Raw genomic sequence first — 19,874 nt, 5'->3', positions numbered from 1 at the left:
CGCACAGATGCTAGATATGAAATACGAAGGCGCTGATTTACGGTCGAAGCGTCGTCCGAAATCGATCATTGACCGTGTGTGGAACTTCTTTGCATCGGTCAAAGTGGGGTTGTGGTTAATTGCATTGATTATTGTCGGTTCGGCAATCGGAACAATCTTTCCTCAAGAGATGTACATCCCACAACAATTACCGCCTGAACAATATTATATGGAGGAGTATGGAACACCGGGTTCTATTTATTACGCCCTCGGATTCCATAACCTATACACATCGTGGTGGTACATCGGTCTGATTGTCATGTTGACGCTCTCACTCGTCGTCGTGTCGATTGACCGTGGGGTTCCGCTCTATAAGGCGCTTAAAAAACAACCGGTCAGACGGACAGAACGTTTTATGAAGGGGCAACGTCTCTTCGGACAAGGTGATGGGACGGAGGCTCAAATTGATGAGATCGCAGTCGCACTTAAAAAGAAACGATATACCGTCAAACGGGACGGCGATGCTCTGTTAGCAGAGAAACACCGGTTTGGTCGTTGGGGTCCGTACGTCAACCACCTCGGACTTGTCATCTTCTTCCTAGGGGCGATGCTGCGAGTGTTCCCTGCATTCCATACGGATACGCTCGAATGGGTGCGTGAAGGCGACACGGTGTCGCTAGAGGCGACTGACGGCGAGTACTACTTACGGAACGACCAGTTCATTCTTGAAATGTACGACCCTGAGAACAATGAAGAGGACGCGAAGTTCGCGGCCGCCATTGAAAAAGCAGGAGCCGTTCCTAAAAATTATGAGACAGAGTTGACGTTATTCAAAAAGACGGGAACGAACGAGGACGGATCGCCGCAACTCGAGCAAGTCGATGTCGGTTCGACGAAAGTCAACCACCCGTTTAAGTTCGATAAATTTGAAGTGTATCAGGAACAATATTCAAGTCGTCCAGAGTTCTTATCGATGTCGTTCATGTTGGCAGATAAAGAAACCGGCGACGAATATGGTCCGTTCAAAGTTGATTTGGAGAATCCGGAAAAGTCTTATGAGCTCGATGGGGTCACCGTCACGTTGAAAGATTTGTATCCAGACTTTGAAGTGAAAGATGGACAACCGAATACGAAATCACCACGTGCACTGAATCCTGCCTTCTTCTTCAACGTTGAATCACCTGAAGGAGAAACGGAGTCGAATTTAATCGGCATTCGTCTGAATGTCGCTGATGAAGAGAACCGCTACGATGTCCAGTTTGCAGGTACAGAGATGGCGAGCACGAGTGGTTTACGTGTGAAGAGTGACTCCACCTATCCGATTTTGATCGTCGGTGCCACGATCTTTATGATCGGTATTGCGATGGGCATGTACTGGCCACACCGTCGCGTTTGGATCCGTCGTCATGAAGAGGGCGTGCTTGTAGCCGGTTTTACGAATAAAAACCCGTCCTCGCTCCGTCGTGAAGTGTCGCCGCTATTAGAACAAACTGGCTTACCGATGTGGGAAGACCAGGCGAGATTCACAGAGAAGTCGGAGAACGAGTCAACAGATGAAAGAGGGGAATCTTGATGGAATGGATTGAATGGAGCAGCCGAATGCTGTTTATCGCGTTCTTCCTGTACGCAATCTCGACGGTTCTCTTTACGATTGCCGTCAGTGGTATGCGTAAAGATCGAAACGTCAACCGTGTTGCCTATGGGAAATACGCCTTTATCTTGGCAATCATCGGCTTTGTCGCTCAAATGACATATTTCTTTATGCGCTGGGCAGGTGTCGGCTATGCGCCGGTATCAAACTTGTACGAATATACGACGTTCTTCGGTATGATGATGGTACTTGGGTTCCTCGTCGTATATGGAATTTATAAAAATGATGTACTCGGCTTGTTCGCGATGCCGGTGGCGTTACTCGTCATCGCCTTCGCTTCAATGTTCTCGAGTGAGGTCGCACCGCTCATCCCGGCACTCAACAGTGTATGGCTGAAAATTCACGTTACGACGGCTGCGCTCGGACAAGGGATTTTGGCCATTAGTTTTGCATCGGGACTCATTTTCTTATTGAACGAAACATCGATGAAAGAACAGTCTAAGTCACGGACGTGGCTCGAAGTGACGATGTTTGTCCTCATGTGCACGCTCGGCTTCATCATCGTCTCGATGTTATTCAAGGGGATTGGTGCCGGAGGTGTCGTCGAGTTCACGAACGACCGCGGTCAAGCGGAGACGTATGAATATTTCATGCCGATCTTGTTCGTCCCAGAAGGGGCACAACTCGTGTCTGGCGCGAGTGGCTTGTCACTCGAGCTCCCGAACTGGATCAATACACTCAAGTTGAACACGCTCATCTGGTCGGTCATCGGCGGAATTGTAATCTATGTGTTGCTCCGCTTTGTCATCTTGCGTAAACGCGTCGCTGAAGCGCTCCAACCCCTTGCAAAAAAAGTCGATCTCGACCTTGCTGATGAAATCAGCTATCGCTCGGTCGCGATTGGATTACCGGTCTTTATCCTTGGTGGTCTGATCTTTGCGATGATTTGGGCACAGATTGCCTGGAACCGTTTCTGGGGATGGGACCCGAAAGAAGTTTGGGCCCTCATCACGATGCTGATCTATATTTACTACTTGCATATGCGCATTCAGCGTGGCTGGACAGGAACGAAAGCGGCCTGGTTATGTGTCGGTGGATTTGCCATCATCATGTTCAACCTCGTCTTCGTCAACCTGGTCATTGCCGGTCTGCATTCGTATGCCTGACATAAAAGAAGTCACAATTGTGACTTCTTTTTCATTTGGTCCATCAAATCATCGTTGTGAAGCGAAATAATAGAGTGGTATAGTTATGGCAGAGAGTGGAATGTTCACAATTGTGCAACATTCGCTACAACTCGTAATGGGTCTTAGGAGGGTTTCAGGTATGGCTGAGAAAACGAAGATTTTAGTAGTCGACGACGAGGAGAGAATTCGCCGACTTTTGAAAATGTACTTAGAACGTGAACAGTATGTGATTGAAGAAGCGGTCAATGGCGAAGAGGCGCTCGCGCTTGCCCTTGATAACGAATACGACGTGATCTTGCTTGATTTGATGATGCCAAAGATGGATGGGGTTGAAGTATGTACAGAACTCCGGAAGACGAAAGCGACTCCGGTCATCATGCTCACGGCGAAAGGTGAAGAAATCGACCGTGTCCAAGGATTCGAAGTCGGGGCGGATGATTATATCGTCAAGCCGTTCAGTCCGCGTGAAGTCGTGCTCCGCGTCAAAGCATTGCTTCGCCGCTCTGGTTCGACGAAGTTCATGCACACGAGTGAGAAGTCGAAGGATTTGATCGTCTTCCCACATCTGACAATCGATAATGATGCACACCGCGTCACGGTGGACGGCGAGGAAATCGCCCTCACACCAAAAGAATATGAGTTATTGTTCTTCCTCGCAAAACAGGTGGATAAAGTCTTTTCACGAGAGCAGTTGTTAAAAGAAGTATGGAACTACGAATTTTTCGGAGACCTTCGGACCGTCGATACGCATGTGAAACGTCTTCGTGAGAAATTGAATCGTGTCTCACCGGACGCGGCGCATATGATCACGACCGTATGGGGTGTCGGGTACAAGTTCGAAGCTGCCAGTGAATGATGATTCGTCGAAACAGCATCGTCACGAAACTGTGGCTGACGATTCTCGTTTTGGTCAGTGTCATCTTATTCATCGTCTCGGTGTTGATGCTTGAATTTTTTAATTCCTTTCATATCGACCAGGAACGAGGCCATCTTGCCAAGCTCGGTGGACAGGTCCAATCGGTTTTGTTGAATGAAGGTGACACGTCCCAGACGATTGATCAAATCATCGAAGTGTACGGGGCTAACTATATCTTAGAGAACGGTACGACCCGATCGAATTTTGGAAATCAAGTGGATGGTTTGATGGTGGAACTTGAACGACAGGATTGGGAAACCTATCAGGCGGTCGGTGAGACGGCCATCGGGAATTTCTCATCTTTTGACGACCAGGCCGCACTAGCGTATCGGACGACCTTCTCCTTATCGACAGGACAGTATACGCTCTACCTGCTCGAACCGCTCGATGCGATCTCGAGTGCGAACGCGGGAGCACGGACCATCATTCTTTGGACCGTCGCTTCGGCCATCATCGTCACGACCGTCTTCGCTTTCTTCTTGTCGACACGAATCACGGCACCGCTCCGAGCGATGCGGGATGCAGTCAATAAGACGGGAGAGGGGCAATTTGATTTGCGTTTGGAGACGAAGACACGGGATGAGATTGGAGAACTCGCTGCTTCTTTCAACGCAATGAGCAGTCAGCTTTCGAAGTATGTGAATGCCCTTGACCGGGAACGGCTGCAACTTGCGTCGATTCTTCGTTCGATGGCAGACGGTGTCATTACACTCGATCGTCATGCGAACGTGATTGTCACGAACCCGCAAGCGAGTCCATTACTTCAAGATGGGCAACCACATGAAGTCGTATTGTCTCTTTATGAGGAAGTGATGGAGGGGACGTCTGAAAAGACGATCGAAGTGAAACAGGATGAGCGGTACTATACACTGACAGTCACACCACTCGTCGGAGAAGACGATTTCGAGGGTGCTGTCGTTGTCATCCGGGATACGTCAGAAAGTCATCGACTCGATAAGATGCGGACCGATTTTGTGGCGAACATTAGCCATGAACTCCGGACACCGCTCGTGACGCTTCAAGGGTATTCAGAGGCAATCATCGATGGCATCACTGAGAGTGACGAGGCGACGAAAGAGTTCGCCTCCATCATCTATGATGAATCGCTCCGCTTGGCAAGACTCGTCAATGATTTGTTGGATTTGGCACGCATCGAATCGGGTAAAGAGACGATGCATTTCACTTCGTTTGATATCGGTGATTTCTTGCCCCGAGTCATGCGAAAGTTCAATCAGATGGCATCTGAAAAAGAGATTCGTTTACAGACCGACGCCCCGCACCGTCTCATCGAGGCGGATGGCGATCGTCTCGAGCAAGTGTTCACCAACTTGATTGGCAATGCTATCGCGCATACCGATTCTGGAGAAATTCGGATTGAGGCCACAGAAGAGACGGACGGGCTACGGATTCAGTTGACGGATACAGGTCATGGAATTCCAAAAGAGGATTTGCCGTTCGTTTTCGAGCGATTCTATAAAGCCGATAAAGCCCGGACCAGTGGTTCGAAGACAGGGACAGGCATCGGACTCGCGATCGTGAAGAATGTGGTCGATGCCCATCACGGAAAAGTGAGCGTATCGAGTACACTCGGGGTCGGAACCACCTTCGAGATTTACTTACCATTTGAACAACCACACAACTCGTAATGGTGACTCGCTTGAGTCACCATTTGTGGCATTTTAAGGGGGGAGTCGAATGAAACGTTATACACGAACGGGCGACAAGGGTGAAACATCATTAATCGGTAGTCGTGTCGAGAAATCCCATCCTCAGATTGAAGCGATGGGTCATCTCGATGAGTTGAATAGTCAGATTGGACTCGCCATCGCGCATCAAGAGGATGAGACGCTCCGAATACAGCTGACGAAGATTCAGCACGACTTGTTCGACCTCGGTTCGGAGCTGATGTATGCTGAGGCACCGCCAAAAATGGTCGATTTGTCAATCGTGACGGAACTAGAACGATGGATGGATGAGTGGGAGGAGTCCTGTCCGGAACTTGTGCGCTTCATCCTTCCGGGCGGCAGCGTTGCCGCAGCTAGCTTACATGTGGCTCGTGCCGTCTGTCGACGGGTCGAGCGTGACTTAGCGGCTCTCGGAGTCGCAGACCGGCAATTGCCTTACTTTAACCGCTTGAGTGATTATTTATTTACGGTTGCCCGTTACGCGAACGTCGTGGCAGGGGTGCCGGATCAAGAATATGCGCGCGGCGCTGCCGTGTTTCAACCAAAACGAAAAAAGGAGTGATCGGCAGATGAAAGGAATCGAACAGTTCCAACATCAATTGCACTACTCGGTCTATCCGACCAAAAAATTTAAAACGACGACTTGTCTCGTGTCATTCGCCGCTCCATTATCGGCGGAGACGGTCGCAGATCGGGCATTGCTCCCGTTCATTATGGAGAAATCGACGGCAACGTATCCATCCATTGAGTTATTTCACACACCGCTAGAGGAGTTGTATGACACAAACTTATATGCTGGTGCATCTAAGATCGGAAAGGAGCACGTCATCCAATTCCAACTCGAAGTCGTCAACGATCATCTTGTCGGAGAAGACGTATTGAGTCAGGCAATCGAGTTACTCGAAGACGTTCTCCTTCGTCCGAACGCATACGATGGGGCGTTCCAGCCACTCATCGTCGAGCAGGAACGTCGATTGCAACGTCAGCGTATCGAATCGGTCTATGATGACAAAATGCGTTTCGCCCAACAGCGTCTACAAGAAATGCTCGGAGGAGAACTTGCGATTCCGTCACTCGGTACGCTTGAGCAACTCGACCATGTCACACCGAAATCATTATATGAGGCATATCAATCGATGATTCAACATGACCGTGTGGACATCTATGTTGTCGGGGATGTCAATCGTGAGCAAGTCGAACAGGCTTTCAATCCATTGGAATCCCTTGGGACACGTCGACCACGCCTGTTACCAGAAGCGAGTCGAGGAGAGTTCAAGCGTTTGGAAGAACACCAAGACATTAAACAAAGCAAGCTCCATCTCGCTTATTCACTCAATGTCGACCCAAGAACGGAAGCGGCGATTCGTATGCAAGTCGTGAATGGATTGTTCGGAGGATTCCCTCACTCGAAACTGTTCATGAACGTGCGTGAAAAAGAGAGCCTGGCGTACTATGCCGCTTCACAATATAGTTCCCTCAGTCGGAAGTTGTTCGTCTATGCCGGCATCGATGCGTCGAACCAGCAAAAAACCGAACAGATCATCGAAGAGCAATTGAACGCTTTACAAGCGGGCGAGTTTGAGGATGAGACGTTGCAACAGACGAAAGAGTTGTTGTTCAATCAACGTCGACAACTTGGAGACAGTCCACGTCAATTGATTGCTTGGATGAGTGGAGCAGACGTTCGTCCGTTCTCGTTAGACGAAGAGATGGCAATCATTGAAAACACGACACGAGATCATGTCGTTGCGCTTGCGAAAGAAATGGAACTCGAAGCGGTTTATTGCTTGAAAGGAGGAGAAGCATGAAATTAGACTTTCCTAACGTCGGAGAGACGTTACATCATCACGTTCTCGACAATGGCCTCTCCGTTTACTTGTTGAAAAAGACTGGATATGAAAAAACATTCGCGACGTTCACGACTAAATATGGATCGATTGACCGACGCTTCAAACTAGAAGACTGGATCGAGGTTCCCGATGGTATCGCACATTTCTTAGAACATAAGATGTTCGAGAAAGAAGATGGTGACGTCTTCCAACAATTCGGTCGTCAAGGAGCGTCAGCGAACGCTTTCACTTCCTTCACACGGACGGCTTATTTGTTCGGTGCCACGTCCAAGATTTCGGAAAACGTACAAACGCTACTTGATTTCGTCCAGACTCCTTATTTTACGAAAGAGTCTGTCGAGAAAGAGAAAGGCATCATCGGTCAAGAGATTCAAATGTATCAAGACAATCCCGGATGGCGCTTGTATTTTGGTTTAATTGAGGCGATGTACGAGACACATCCCGTCAAGATTGATATCGCAGGTACAATCGAATCGATTTCAAAGATCACGGCGGAAGACTTGTACACCTGTCATCAAGCGTTCTATCATCCGAGCAACATGGCATTGTTCGTCGTCGGGAACATCGAACCGGATGAGATGCTTGCCTTGATTCGAGATAACCAAGCAGGTAAATCTTTTGAGACACCACGATTGAGTGCTCGTGAGACAGTATATGAACCGACCACGGTTCGTCTGTCAGAACGGGTCATCGAGATGGACGTCTCTGTACCGAAAGTCATGATTGGGTATAAGGATGTACCACAAGCTGGGGAAGCAGGTCTGAAGCAAGAATTGACAGTAGAATTGCTCATGCATGCGCTCTTCGACACGACAGCTCCTCTTTATACAGAACTTTATGCTGAAGGATTGATTGACGATGCCTTCTCGTTTGACTATACGTCAGAGGAAACGTTTGCCTTTGCCGCCTTGTCGATGGAGACGTCGGAAGTAGATGCGTTTGTCGACCGTGTGACGGAGGCGTTAGAACGTCCACTTCAGTTGAGTCAAGAGACGCTCGACCGGAAGAAACGCATGATGCAAGGACAGTTCTTGAAAGCATTGAACTCACCGGAATTCATCGCAAATCAGTTCTCTCGATATGCACTCAATGATGGGAATTTGTTTGAAATCCCGACTTTGATTGATGCCATCACACTCGACGAACTATACGAAGCATACGAGCGCTTGTTCCGCCATGAACAACGAACGGTATGCATCGTCAAAAAACGATGAAGACATTGATTGTTGGAGCGAGCGGTACCATCGGACGTGCCGTCTCGCTCGCTTTTCGTGAAGATGAACTGATTTTGCATGCGAACGAGAGTAGTGATAGACTCCGTCATTTGATAGATGAAGAGAATCTTTCGGCAGAAATTCTCCCTTGTGACCTAACAGACCGTGACGCTGTTGAGTCGTGGGTGCAGGATATGCTGGACATCGACCGAATTGTATATGTGGCCGGACATGCGCTCCATGGTCTCGTCGTCGACCAGTCGATGGATGAGCTCGACCGGCTGTACGATGTACATGTTCGGGCAATGATCCGACTCATCCAGTCCGTCGTTGCAAGGAAGCCTTACGATCATCACGTGGATATCGTGATTGTCTCGAGTGTATGGGGAGAGGTCGGTGCGGCGGCTGAGGTGTTTTATTCAACCGTCAAAGCGGCACAGCTCGGCTTCGTCAAGGCGTTCGCACGAGAAGCCGGACCGTTCAATGTTCGAGTCAATGCGGTGACCCCGGGGTGGATTGATACGCCAATGAATGATACGGTAGAAGAGTCGAAACAATCCGTGATCGATGACATTCCACTTGGACGTCTCGGTGCGGCAGAGGACGTGGCCAACACGATCCGTTTCTTGTGCTCACCGGACGCCTCGTATATGACGGGCACGGTGATACGCGTCGACGGCGGTTGGCAATGATCCGATTCATGTAAATAAACCTGTTCTTTTCAATTCTTCTAAAATAATTTAAAATAGGCAAGGTAGCGAACTCGCTCGAAAGGATGGTTGGGGATGGAACATAAATTCGAAGAGTGGTATCTCGAATATGAATTGTGTCAGAATCGACCGGGTATCCTCGGAGACATCGCATCTCTCATGGGGATGCTTCAAATCTCCATCGTCACCATCAATGGGGTCGATTTGCAGCGACGGGGAATGTTGCTCAAAGCACCTGCCGCCGATCATGTGCATCGACTCGAGCATATTTTAAAGCGGATGGAAGCTATTGCCGTCATCAAGTTGCGCCGTCCGAAGTTACGAGACCGGATTGCAATCCGTCACGGTCGTTATATCGACCATGATAGTGATGACAAAAAAACGTTTCGCTTCGTCCGTGAAGATTTGGGCATTCTCGTCGATTTCGTTGCGGAACTGATGAAGGAAGAACGCCATTTGTTAATCGGTGTTCGTGGAAATCCACGCGTCGGAAAGACGGAGTCCATCGTAGCAGCGAGTGTGTGTGCGAACAAACGATGGTTGTTTCTTTCCTCGACACTGATGAAACAGACCGTTCGGACCTCATTATTTGAAGAGGAACGGGAAGGCGATCACGTATACATAATCGATGGTGCCGTCTCTACCCGAACGATGGATGAACGACATCGCCAGCTCATTCGTGAAGTCATGCGGTTGCCGGCCGTGAAAGTCATCGAACACCCTGACCTGTACGTCCGAAACACCGATTGCGTGTATGAAGACTTTGATTATATTATTGAATTGAGAAACAATCCGGATGAGACGATCATCATCCCACAAGAAACGCATCGTGAGTCAGAATGGTTTGAATAATTATGTGAATGGAAGGTGTGGACCCCTGTGACAGAACTAGGGACTTTTTTGAAACAAAAGCGTGAGGAGAGCGGATTGACGCTCGACCAAATCCAGCAGACGACGAAGATTCAAAAGCGCTATATCATCGCAATCGAGGAAGGTGATTACAAAAATCTCCCTGGCTCTTTTTATGCACGGGCGTTCATTAAGACGTATGCGGAGTCGCTCGGCCTAGATGTGGATGAATTATACGAGACATATGCAAAAGATTTACCGGTCATCGAGGCACAGCCGTCTGTTCAACTCTCTCGGAAGAAAACGTATTCGAAGGCTTCCGAGTCGACAAGTCGGGTCTCGAGATGGGTTCCGAAAGTTCTCCTCGTTCTCACGGTCTTCTTGCTCATCACCGCGATTTATTTCGCAGTGAGAAGCATCGACTTCGGTGGTCAGGATGCAAGTCCTGCCGAACCGCCAAGTTCTGGTGTCACAGTCGACCAGAATGAGGATGTCCCGGCTGATGAACCGGTCGAGGAGGAACCGACTGAAGAGGAGCCGACCGAAGAAGAACCGCCAGCGGAATCTGGTCCGATTGCGGTGAAGGAGTCGAATGGGGCAGATATCACTTATGAACTCGCGACGAACGAGAAACTGTCGACCGAGATTTATGTGAAGGAGTCACCTGCCTCTTACGTGGGTGTTCGTGATACGTCGTTAGAAGGAGCCTTTCTCGCACCGGAGTATCCGAACCAGTCGAAACAGAATCCGATTGTCATTGAAGATGCCGAGACGGACACATTGCGTATTCGAATCGGACTCATCGCAGGCGTTGAGAAAATCGTCGTCAACGGTCGTGAGCTCGAGCTTCAAGAGTCTCCGGTCACACAAAATATTTTTGTAAAGAGAGTCGACGCCGAATAAGTCGACTCTCCTTCTAAGAGGAGGCGTTCTATATGAACCTACCTAACCGATTGACGATGCTACGCGTGGTCTTGATCCCCGTATTCGTCGTCTTACTCGCTGTTGATTTTGATTGGGGAAACATCGCTTTTTTAGGCGCTGATATCCCGATGCACCAATTTATCGCTGGTGTGATTTTTACGATTGCGGCCATTACAGACTGGTTAGACGGACATTTGGCCCGTAAGCATAACTTAGTCACGAACTTTGGTAAATTTATGGACCCGCTCGCAGATAAACTGCTCGTCACGGCGGCCCTTGTGTTGCTCGTTGAGATGGATCTCGTCGCGGCGTGGGTCGTCGTCGTGATTCTATCACGTGAATTTGCGGTTACAGGCTTACGTCTCGTCGCTGCCGATGAAGGGATTGTCGTCGCGGCCGGGAAATCTGGAAAAGCGAAGACGTGGGTGCAGCTCTTTGCCATCATCTTCTTACTGTTCGGTAACCCGATCTTTAGCTATGTCGGGATCCCGTTTGGCGAATGGGCGATGTGGTTGGCGCTCGTACTTACAATTTACTCAGGTGCCGAATATTTCGCACAAAACTATAAGATTATTGTGAAGTCGATGTAAGTCGACAGAGACGAGTTGGTTGATCTAGCTCGTCTTTTTTTTGAAGTTGAGGAGGAAATGAGATGAAACGAGCCGAAATCATTGCGGTAGGAAGCGAGTTGCTCTTAGGGGAAATCGTCAATACGAATGCGAGTTACATATCAGAACAACTGTCGAAGTACGGTGTGCCGGTCTTGTATCATCAAGTTGTCGGGGATAACGCGGTACGAATGCGAGAGACGTTTGAAATCGCCCGTCGTCGTTCCGACTTTGTCATCGTCACGGGTGGACTCGGTCCGACGGCGGATGATGTCACAAAGACAGTCCTTTCCGACTTACTAGACCGTCCGATCGTTCGGGATGAGGAAGCGTATGAGACGATTCAACGATTCCTCGTGTCACGAAATCGATTGATGAATGATGGGGACGCTCGCCAAGCCGACGTGCTCAGCGGAGCAGACGTATTACCAAATCCGGTCGGGCTTGCCCCGGGCATGTGGATTGCCGGAGACACGACGTGGTTGCTTTTACCGGGTGTGCCACGTGAAATGAAAGCTTTGGTCGAGGCGACGTTTCCGCAGAAACTATCAGGAGCGACGCTCGTCTCAGAGTCATTACGGTTTTATGAGATTGGAGAATCCGCTCTCGACGATGCCGTGAAGGACTTATTGGACGGCTCGAATCCGACCGTTGCCCCCTATGCCGAGACGGGAGAGGCAAGACTTCGGATCAGTGCTCGAGCGACGGACGAGGTGACCGCGCGTCAGATGATTGAAGAAGTGAAGACTGAGATTATGAAACGGGTCGGTTCGTACTACTTCGGCTCTGACGATGAAACGATCGCATCACATCTTGTCCAATCATTGTCTAGATTGAATCGTACGTTCGCTGTGGCTGAGTCGTTGACCGGCGGCGAGGTACAATCGATGATTACATCAACACCTGGCGCTTCAGTCGTCTTTCTAGGTGGAGTCGTGACCTATTCGGATGAGCTAAAAAATAGGTATTTAGGGGTCTCGCTTGATACAATTAAACAGCACTCAGTCGTCTCAAAAGAAGTTGCCTATGAGATGGTGGACGGATTGTCAAAGACCACCCATGCCGACTATGCCCTCTCTTTCACGGGAGAGGCAGGACCGACATCGAATTCGGGTCGTCCGATCGGTACGGTCTATATCGGAGTGAAGACACCAAACGGAATAGAAGTCATCGAGCGGACGTATCCCCATCAAGAACGGAATATCATCCGCATGCGAGCCGCGAAGGACGGATTATGGGCTCTCATTCAACGAATCAAAAAAGGCGAATAAATGTTCGTAAAAAACTTGTGTATCGTACAGTGTTCACGTATAATAAGAGTATCAATTAAAGGAGGCTCATTTATCTATGAGTGATCGTAAACAAGCGTTAGAAATGGCATTACGCCAGATTGAAAAACAATTCGGTAAAGGCTCAATCATGCGCCTTGGTGAAAATACAGACCAACAAGTATCGGTCATCCCTTCAGGGTCAATCGCCCTCGACGTCGCGCTCGGTGCGGGTGGATATCCACGCGGTCGTGTCATCGAAGTATACGGACCAGAATCTTCAGGTAAGACGACGGTTGCCCTTCATGCGATTGCAGAAGTCCAAAAGCGTGGCGGTCAAGCAGCATTCGTTGATGCCGAGCACGCACTCGATCCGAAGTATGCTAAAAATCTTGGGGTCAACATCGATGAGTTGCTCCTTTCACAGCCGGATACTGGGGAGCAAGCGCTCGAAATCGCTGAAGCGCTCGTTCGCTCTGGAGCAGTTGATATCCTCGTCGTCGACTCGGTTGCGGCACTCGTACCGAAAGCCGAAATCGAAGGGGAAATGGGAGACTCGCACGTCGGTCTTCAAGCTCGTTTGATGTCTCAAGCACTTCGTAAGTTGTCTGGTGCGACGAACAAGTCGAAAACGATTGTCATCTTCATCAACCAAATCCGTGAGAAGATCGGGATCATGTTCGGTAACCCGGAAACGACTCCAGGGGGCCGTGCCTTGAAATTCTACTCTTCTGTACGTCTTGAAGTTCGTCGTGCGGAGACGCTCAAACAAGGTCAAGATATGGTCGGGAACCGTACGAAGATCAAGATTGTAAAAAACAAGATTGCACCTCCGTTCAAAACAGCGGAAGTTGATATTATGTATGGTGAGGGGATCTCGCGTGAAGGGGAACTCATCGATATCGGTGCAGACCTCGACATCGTTCAAAAGAGCGGAGCTTGGTACTCGTTCAATGAAGAACGTCTTGGTCAAGGCCGTGAAAACGCCAAGCAATACATGAAAGAAAATCCAGCAATCGCAGCTGAGGTCGAACAACAGATTCGAGATCACTACGGATTGAATGGAGAAAAAACGGTCACGGTCGAAGGCGAAGACGACGAAGTCCTCTCACTTCTCGATGACGAATAAGCACATCGTCTCACTCGAATTCTTTCGAGTGAGATTTTTTTAGTATAATTTTTTAGGCAATTGGTAGTTCTATCCTGTCCGTGCATTGCATTCTCCCTATTAAATAAGTACAATAAAGTTATGCGTGGGCTTGCCCGTGTATCTCACTTATTAAAAAAATAAAATAACCTTGCGAAAGGGAGGTGAACATGATGGAATGGCTATACTGGCTTATTCTGATCCTCCTTTTGCCGATAGCTTTTGTTGCAGGTTTTTTTGTGCGTAAATCGATCGCCGAAGCGAAGATTCAAGGTGCCGAGACGGAAGCGACTAAGATTGTAGAGCAAGCAAAACAACAATCGGAAGCGATGCAAAAAGAAGCACGGCTTGAAGTAAAAGAAGAGATGATTCAACTTCGTAATGAGACGGAACAAGAATTGCGTGAACGTCGCGAAGAACAGAAAGTGAAAGAGAATCGCCTCGTTCAAAAGGAAGAGCTTCTTGACCGCAAAGCAGACATGCTCGAGCGGAAAGAAGACTCGCTAGATGAACAGGAACGAGGACTCGAAAAACGCAAGCGTGAAGCAGAAATGCTCGAAAGCAAAGTGGAGGAGTTATACGAAGAGGCACGCCGAGAACTTGTACGCGTGGCATCCCTCTCGAAAGATGAAGCACGTACCATCATCATGGACGAAGCGAAGCAGGAAGCGCTTCACGATGCTGCTCTCCTTCAAAAAGAAATCGAGCAAAAAGCAAAACAAGAAGCGGATAAAAAAGCGAAACACCTCTTATCTCTCACGATGCAACGATATGCAGCTGAACATGTCGCCGAGACGACGGTATCCGTTGTCAACTTACCGAGTGATGAGATGAAAGGTCGTATCATCGGGCGCGAAGGACGTAACATCCGGACGCTCGAAACGTTGACTGGGATTGACCTCATCATCGATGACACACCAGAAGCCGTCATCTTGTCAGGGTTCGACCCGGTTCGTCGTGAAATCGCGAAGATGACGCTTGAAAAACTCGTTCAAGACGGTCGGATTCACCCGGCTCGAATTGAAGAAATGGTAGAGAAGTCTCGCCGTGAAGTGGATGAACGCATTCGTGAATACGGGGAGGAAGCTACGTTTGAAGCCGGAATTCACGGACTCCATCCAGACCTTGTCAAGACGCTCGGTCGCATGCGTTATCGTACGAGTTATGGTCAGAACGTCTTGTCTCACTCGGTTGAGGTGGCACATCTTGCCGGGATGATGGCAGCCGAACTTGGTGAAGATGTCACGCTCGCGAAACGGGCAGGACTCTTACACGATATCGGGAAAGCAATCGACCACGAAGTCGAAGGTAGTCACGTTGAAATCGGTGTAGAACTCGCGACGAAATACAAAGAACATCCGGTCGTCATCAATTCGATCGCTTCCCACCACGGGGACGTCGAGGCGACATCGACGATTGCTGTACTTGTGGCAGCGGCTGATGCCTTGTCAGCAGCGCGTCCTGGAGCTCGCCAAGAGACACTTGAAAGCTACATCCGTCGTCTTGAGCGACTCGAATCAATCTGTGAGTCGTTCGAAGGTGTCGAGAAATCGTATGCGATTCAAGCAGGACGTGAAGTTCGGATTATCGTTCGCCCTGATGTCGTTGACGATGTCGTCGCCGGTAAGATGGCACGTGATATTTGTAAGCGAATCGAGGACGAACTCGATTATCCTGGACAAATCAAAGTGACGGTCATTCGTGAAACACGTTCCGTCGATTATGCGAAGTAAACGAAGCGGAGAATTTCTCCGCTTTTTCTGTTTGAGGGAGGACTTTATATGAAAATTTTATTTATCGGTGATGTGGTCGGGAAACCAGGTCGTGATATATTGACGAAACAAATCGGACGCTTGAAAGACAAATACAACCCGACGTTCATGCTCGTCAACGGTGAGAATGCAGCAAATGGACGTGGTCTTACGAAAAAGATTTACCAACAGTTTTTGGAGCTCGGCTTTCATGGGGTAACGATGGGAAACCACACGTGGGACAACCGTGATATCTTTGATTGGATCGACGACGCCGACCGGATCGTCCGTCCGGCCAACTATCCGGACGGGACACCTGGGGTTGGCATGATGAAGTTGAAACAAAATGGGAAGAAATTGGCCGTGATCAATGTCATGGGAAATGTCTTCTTGCCGTCTCTTGACTGTCCGTTCCGTACCGTCGACCGTCTCGTCGAAGAAGTGCGCGATGAGGTCGATGCGATTTTTGTGGATGTCCATGCTGAGGCGACAAGCGAGAAAATCGCTATGGGCTATCATCTCGACGGTCGCGCTCAAGCCGTTGTCGGGACACATACACACGTGCAGACAGCGGACGAGCGTGTCCTACCGAACGGCACGGCCTACATTACAGACGTCGGCATGACCGGTCCACTAGACGGGGTACTCGGAATGGATGCGTCGACTGTTTTAAAAAAATTTATGACACAACTCCCAGTTCGGTTTGAAGTTGCCGAGGGACGGGAACAACTTAATGGAGTTTTCATTACAATCGATGATCAGACGAAACGAGCGACAAAAATCGAACGAATACACCTAGATGATCAGACCGTCTGGTTTGATTGAACAACCTACCCGAGGGGGAAACAAGAATGGACGTACTCAAAGTTTCGGCAAAATCGAACCCTAACTCCGTTGCGGGTGCTTTAGCGGGTGTGCTACGTGAAAAAGGAACGTGTGAGATACAGGCGATCGGGGCAGGTGCACTGAATCAGTCCATCAAAGCCGTCGCGATTGCCCGAGGCTTCGTCGCGCCAAGCGGTCTCGATTTGATTTGCATTCCGGCCTTTACTGATATTATGATTGACGGAGAGGAACGTACTGCCATCAAGCTCATCATTGAGCCGCGATGAGCGGTCGGGACATAGGTCCTATTCTTGTGAAGAGGAGCCATCGGCGCGGATGGCTCCTCTTTTTTTGTGTAAATCGGACGTTCTATCTTCTCAGTTTCGTCATTTTATGACAAGATGATAAAGAACGTATCGTTCGATCATTAGAGACAAGAGGGGGACGTTTTCAATGGAACAACTTGTGTCAACCAAAGAGACGGAATCAACGACACCAGTAATGAAAGCGATTCAAAAACACACGGCCGGGTTTGGGGCAAAACTGGTCGACGTACCAGTTCCGACACCAGGACCTGGAGAAGTACTCATTCAAGTCAAAGCGACATCGATTTGCGGGACCGATGTCCACATCTATGAGTGGGATGAATGGTCACAGAGCCGCGTCAAACCACCATACGTATTTGGTCATGAATTTTCGGGGGAAGTCGTGGCGCTCGGAGAAGGGACGAAGCGAATCAAAGTCGGACAGACGGTGTCTGCTGAAACGCATATCGTCTGTCATCAGTGTAAACAATGTTTGCGCGGGCAGTACCACATCTGTAAGAACACAAAAATCATCGGGGTGGACACGCAAGGCTGCTTCGCAGAATACGTCGTCATGCCCGAAGAGAACTTATGGGTGAACCCGGAGTCGATGCCAGCGAAACTGGCATCGATTCAAGAACCGCTCGGGAATGCGGTGCACACGGTGTTGGCGAGTGATGTGTCAGCTAAATCGGTCGCCATCGTCGGTTGTGGCCCAATCGGACTCATGGCGGTCGGTGTCGCCAAAGCAGCAGGGGCGAGTCGTGTCTATGCGATTGACGTCAATCCATATCGCTTACAACTTGCCGAAAAGATGGGGGCCGATGTCGTCATCAACAGTTTAGAGGAGAATCCGCTCGAATTGATTGAACGTGAGACCGACGGGGACGGAATCGATGTCGTCTGCGAGATGAGCGGTCATCCGATTGCCATCGATCAAGCGTTTAAGTTGGTCACGGCAGGCGGGGACGTCAACGTCTTGTCACTCCCGGCCCGTCCGGTCGCCATCGATCTCACACGGGACGTCGTCTTTAAAGGGGTCCGCGTCCAAGGGATCACAGGACGTAAGATGTATGAGACGTGGGGCCAGGTCTCGACGATGCTCGCGACGGGTCAGCTGAACGTCGAACCGATCATCACACACGTCTTCAAGCTCGAGGAGTTCGAAAAAGGATTCGAACTCATGCGGGCAGGGAAATGTGGGAAGGTCGTCTTAATACCATAAAGGGGGAAACAACATGGCATTTGAACATATTACAGAAGCAATCAACGAGATGAAAGAACAAGGGACGTTCCGTAAGCTCGTCCCACTCGAATCAGCACAAGGGAATGAAGTGACAATCGATGGAAAGTCACTCGTCCAACTGTCGTCAAATAACTATCTCGGACTTGCGAACCACCCGCGCTTGAAACAGGCAGCCATTGAAGCGGTCGAGCAATACGGCGCAGGAACGGGATCAGTCCGTACGATTGCCGGAACGTTCGAGATGCACGAAGCATTTGAGCGCGAACTCGCGGAGTTCAAACATACGGAGGCCTCACTCGTCTTCCAATCAGGATTCGCGACGAACCTCGGGGTATTGTCTGCACTGCTTGGACCGGAGGATGTCGTCATCAGTGACGCCCTCAACCATGCGTCAATCATCGATGGGATTCGCCTCACGAAAGCGGCTCGACGTATCTATAAACACGTCGACCTCGAAGACTTGGAGAAGGCGTTGAAAGAGACACAAGATTATCGCACACGTCTTGTAGTGACGGACGGTGTGTTCTCGATGGACGGGAACATCGCACCGCTTCCGGCCATCGTCGAACTCGCCGAGAAGTATGACGCTGCGGTCATGGTCGATGATGCTCACGCATCTGGCGTTCTCGGGAAGAACGGTCGCGGAACGGTCAACCACTTCGGTTTGGACGGTCGTGTCGCGCTTCAGGTCGGGACGCTCTCAAAAGCGATCGGTGTCCTCGGTGGCTATGTCGCCTGTTCACAAGATATTCGGGATTACTTGATCCACAAAGGTCGCCCGTTCCTCTTCTCGACATCACATCCACCGGCAGTCGTGGCGGCGAACCGTGAAGCGATCCGTGTGATGAAAGAGGAAGAAGAGCTGTTCGACAAGCTATGGGCGAACACCGAGTTCTTCAAAAACGGTTTACGTGACCTTGGTTTCGATATCGGACATGCGACGACACCGATCACACCGGTCATGCTCGGCGAAGAGACGCTTGCGCATACATTCTCGGACAAGTTGAAAGAGCATGGTGTATTCGCACAGAGTATCGCTTTCCCGACGGTCGAACGCGGGAAAGCCCGTATCCGGACCATCGTCACAGCGGAACATACACGAGATGACCTAGAACGGGCACTCGAAGCGTTTAAAACGGTCGCGGAAGAGTTGAATGTGACACTACACGCATAAATGAGAACTGCAGACGATCTGTCTGCAGTTTTTTGGTGGATTTGTATATGAAATCGAGTATATTCAAATAGGGCACAGATGAAGTAAATCGAAATATAGCGTATTTCTTAATATTTCAATTACCGTATTTTATTTAATCAGTACATATTAGAAAAGAGGAAAGGCTATGTTTCAGAAAGGGATCTTTCAAGTGGGAATGGTATTAGATCGAGAGACGTTTTCGATTCTGACGATTTCACCACCATTCATAATAAATGTGATATTTAGTGTCCTGATTTTGATTGGCGTCTTGTACTTTCGGAGTGAGAGTTGGAAAGGGAAATTGTGGAACGTTGTACTGATGTGTTACGCGCTCTTATTCATCTTTGTCTATATAGGAGCCTGGTTTGTGAGGCTGAAGTACAACCTTACACCGAGTTTCAACGAGTCGTTCGCCCTCGAACCCTTTCCTGGATGGAAGATTTTTTTCAAGCAATGGATTGAGAACGGTATAGAAGAACCGAATTTGACAGCAAATGCGATTGCGTTTGGTGCATTGCTGTTCTACTTCAGAAAGTTCAAGGGTAAATATACGTGGATATTAAGGCTTTTCGCAGTGATTCCTGTCAGCTTATTTTTCATCATATATATTCCGAAAGTCTTTAG

General features: G+C 49.3%; 18 protein-coding genes. All 18 read left to right on the top strand.

Features of this window, described 5'->3' with window-relative positions; translation table 11 throughout:
- The first annotated feature begins 7 nt into the window (after positions 1-7).
- The 18 genes from resB (at position 8) to ACFO4U_RS04775 (ending at position 19,229) form a co-directional block, all read left to right on the top strand.
- Positions 8-1,552, top strand: a complete 1,545-nt coding sequence (resB, locus tag ACFO4U_RS04860) for a cytochrome c biogenesis protein ResB (protein WP_159562414.1) — start codon at positions 8-10, stop codon at positions 1,550-1,552.
- Positions 1,552-2,736, top strand: coding sequence for a c-type cytochrome biogenesis protein CcsB (gene ccsB, locus ACFO4U_RS04855; protein WP_031423441.1), 1,185 nt, complete (start codon positions 1,552-1,554; stop codon positions 2,734-2,736). The genes resB and ccsB overlap by 1 nt, the downstream gene beginning before the upstream one ends.
- A 160-nt stretch (positions 2,737-2,896) precedes the next feature.
- Positions 2,897-3,613 carry a response regulator transcription factor gene (locus ACFO4U_RS04850; protein ID WP_147538010.1) on the top strand — a complete coding sequence of 239 codons (717 nt, stop codon included), beginning with the start codon at positions 2,897-2,899 and terminating at the stop codon, positions 3,611-3,613.
- Positions 3,610-5,319, top strand: coding sequence for a HAMP domain-containing sensor histidine kinase (locus ACFO4U_RS04845; RefSeq protein WP_143180242.1), 1,710 nt, complete (start codon positions 3,610-3,612; stop codon positions 5,317-5,319). The genes ACFO4U_RS04850 and ACFO4U_RS04845 overlap by 4 nt, the downstream gene beginning before the upstream one ends.
- A 49-nt stretch (positions 5,320-5,368) precedes the next feature.
- Positions 5,369-5,920: a cob(I)yrinic acid a,c-diamide adenosyltransferase gene (locus tag ACFO4U_RS04840; protein WP_012726488.1), complete on the top strand. Its 552-nt coding sequence runs from the start codon at positions 5,369-5,371 to the stop codon at positions 5,918-5,920.
- A gap of 7 nt (positions 5,921-5,927) precedes the next feature.
- On the top strand, positions 5,928-7,166 hold the full coding sequence (gene yfmF / locus ACFO4U_RS04835; protein ID WP_215243860.1) for an EF-P 5-aminopentanol modification-associated protein YfmF: 1,239 nt from the start codon (positions 5,928-5,930) through the stop codon (positions 7,164-7,166).
- Complete coding sequence (gene yfmH / locus ACFO4U_RS04830; RefSeq protein WP_214690805.1) at positions 7,163-8,422, top strand: EF-P 5-aminopentanol modification-associated protein YfmH; 1,260 nt, start codon at positions 7,163-7,165, stop codon at positions 8,420-8,422. Before yfmF ends, yfmH begins: the two co-directional genes overlap by 4 nt.
- Positions 8,401-9,114, top strand: coding sequence for an elongation factor P 5-aminopentanone reductase (gene ymfI, locus ACFO4U_RS04825; protein WP_251125244.1), 714 nt, complete (start codon positions 8,401-8,403; stop codon positions 9,112-9,114). The genes yfmH and ymfI overlap by 22 nt, the downstream gene beginning before the upstream one ends.
- A gap of 93 nt (positions 9,115-9,207) precedes the next feature.
- Entirely contained in the window at positions 9,208-9,984 is a 777-nt protein-coding gene (locus ACFO4U_RS04820; RefSeq protein ID WP_012726484.1) for a YmfK family protein, read from the top strand.
- A gap of 27 nt (positions 9,985-10,011) precedes the next feature.
- Complete coding sequence (locus ACFO4U_RS04815) at positions 10,012-10,884, top strand: helix-turn-helix domain-containing protein (RefSeq protein WP_078147046.1); 873 nt, start codon at positions 10,012-10,014, stop codon at positions 10,882-10,884.
- 32 nt (positions 10,885-10,916) lie between these two features.
- Positions 10,917-11,495, top strand: coding sequence for a CDP-diacylglycerol--glycerol-3-phosphate 3-phosphatidyltransferase (pgsA, locus tag ACFO4U_RS04810; RefSeq protein ID WP_074036832.1), 579 nt, complete (start codon positions 10,917-10,919; stop codon positions 11,493-11,495).
- 62 nt (positions 11,496-11,557) lie between these two features.
- Positions 11,558-12,784 carry a competence/damage-inducible protein A gene (locus ACFO4U_RS04805; RefSeq protein ID WP_196430828.1) on the top strand — a complete coding sequence of 409 codons (1,227 nt, stop codon included), beginning with the start codon at positions 11,558-11,560 and terminating at the stop codon, positions 12,782-12,784.
- A 76-nt stretch (positions 12,785-12,860) separates the two neighbouring features.
- Positions 12,861-13,910, top strand: coding sequence for a recombinase RecA (gene recA, locus ACFO4U_RS04800; protein ID WP_012726480.1), 1,050 nt, complete (start codon positions 12,861-12,863; stop codon positions 13,908-13,910).
- 188 nt (positions 13,911-14,098) lie between these two features.
- On the top strand, positions 14,099-15,661 hold the full coding sequence (gene rny, locus ACFO4U_RS04795; protein ID WP_035387855.1) for a ribonuclease Y: 1,563 nt from the start codon (positions 14,099-14,101) through the stop codon (positions 15,659-15,661).
- Positions 15,662-15,709: 48 nt separating this feature from the next.
- Positions 15,710-16,504: a TIGR00282 family metallophosphoesterase gene (locus ACFO4U_RS04790; RefSeq protein WP_159562409.1), complete on the top strand. Its 795-nt coding sequence runs from the start codon at positions 15,710-15,712 to the stop codon at positions 16,502-16,504.
- A 26-nt stretch (positions 16,505-16,530) separates the two neighbouring features.
- On the top strand, positions 16,531-16,791 hold the full coding sequence (locus ACFO4U_RS04785; protein ID WP_012726477.1) for a stage V sporulation protein S: 261 nt from the start codon (positions 16,531-16,533) through the stop codon (positions 16,789-16,791).
- Positions 16,792-16,957: 166 nt separating this feature from the next.
- A complete protein-coding gene (tdh, locus tag ACFO4U_RS04780) occupies positions 16,958-18,034 on the top strand; it encodes an L-threonine 3-dehydrogenase (RefSeq protein WP_215243861.1) in 1,077 nt (358 codons plus the stop codon).
- 13 nt (positions 18,035-18,047) lie between these two features.
- On the top strand, positions 18,048-19,229 hold the full coding sequence (locus tag ACFO4U_RS04775) for a glycine C-acetyltransferase (RefSeq protein WP_074036841.1): 1,182 nt from the start codon (positions 18,048-18,050) through the stop codon (positions 19,227-19,229).
- Positions 19,230-19,874: the final 645 nt, after the last annotated feature.

Source organism: Exiguobacterium profundum, assembly GCF_042652865.1.
Classification (GTDB): domain Bacteria; phylum Bacillota; class Bacilli; order Exiguobacteriales; family Exiguobacteriaceae; genus Exiguobacterium; species Exiguobacterium profundum.
This window is presented reverse-complemented; position numbering and strand designations above follow the sequence as displayed.

Coding starts and splice junctions, on each gene's coding strand:
- resB (WP_159562414.1), top strand. CDS start 8: ATGCTAGATATGAAATACGAAGGCGCTGATTTACGGTCGAAGCGTCGT.
- ccsB (WP_031423441.1), top strand. CDS start 1,552: ATGGAATGGATTGAATGGAGCAGCCGAATGCTGTTTATCGCGTTCTTC.
- ACFO4U_RS04850 (WP_147538010.1), top strand. CDS start 2,897: ATGGCTGAGAAAACGAAGATTTTAGTAGTCGACGACGAGGAGAGAATT.
- ACFO4U_RS04845 (WP_143180242.1), top strand. CDS start 3,610: ATGATGATTCGTCGAAACAGCATCGTCACGAAACTGTGGCTGACGATT.
- ACFO4U_RS04840 (WP_012726488.1), top strand. CDS start 5,369: ATGAAACGTTATACACGAACGGGCGACAAGGGTGAAACATCATTAATC.
- yfmF (WP_215243860.1), top strand. CDS start 5,928: ATGAAAGGAATCGAACAGTTCCAACATCAATTGCACTACTCGGTCTAT.
- yfmH (WP_214690805.1), top strand. CDS start 7,163: ATGAAATTAGACTTTCCTAACGTCGGAGAGACGTTACATCATCACGTT.
- ymfI (WP_251125244.1), top strand. CDS start 8,401: ATGCATCGTCAAAAAACGATGAAGACATTGATTGTTGGAGCGAGCGGT.
- ACFO4U_RS04820 (WP_012726484.1), top strand. CDS start 9,208: ATGGAACATAAATTCGAAGAGTGGTATCTCGAATATGAATTGTGTCAG.
- pgsA (WP_074036832.1), top strand. CDS start 10,917: ATGAACCTACCTAACCGATTGACGATGCTACGCGTGGTCTTGATCCCC.
- ACFO4U_RS04805 (WP_196430828.1), top strand. CDS start 11,558: ATGAAACGAGCCGAAATCATTGCGGTAGGAAGCGAGTTGCTCTTAGGG.
- recA (WP_012726480.1), top strand. CDS start 12,861: ATGAGTGATCGTAAACAAGCGTTAGAAATGGCATTACGCCAGATTGAA.
- rny (WP_035387855.1), top strand. CDS start 14,099: ATGATGGAATGGCTATACTGGCTTATTCTGATCCTCCTTTTGCCGATA.
- ACFO4U_RS04790 (WP_159562409.1), top strand. CDS start 15,710: ATGAAAATTTTATTTATCGGTGATGTGGTCGGGAAACCAGGTCGTGAT.
- ACFO4U_RS04785 (WP_012726477.1), top strand. CDS start 16,531: ATGGACGTACTCAAAGTTTCGGCAAAATCGAACCCTAACTCCGTTGCG.
- tdh (WP_215243861.1), top strand. CDS start 16,958: ATGGAACAACTTGTGTCAACCAAAGAGACGGAATCAACGACACCAGTA.
- ACFO4U_RS04775 (WP_074036841.1), top strand. CDS start 18,048: ATGGCATTTGAACATATTACAGAAGCAATCAACGAGATGAAAGAACAA.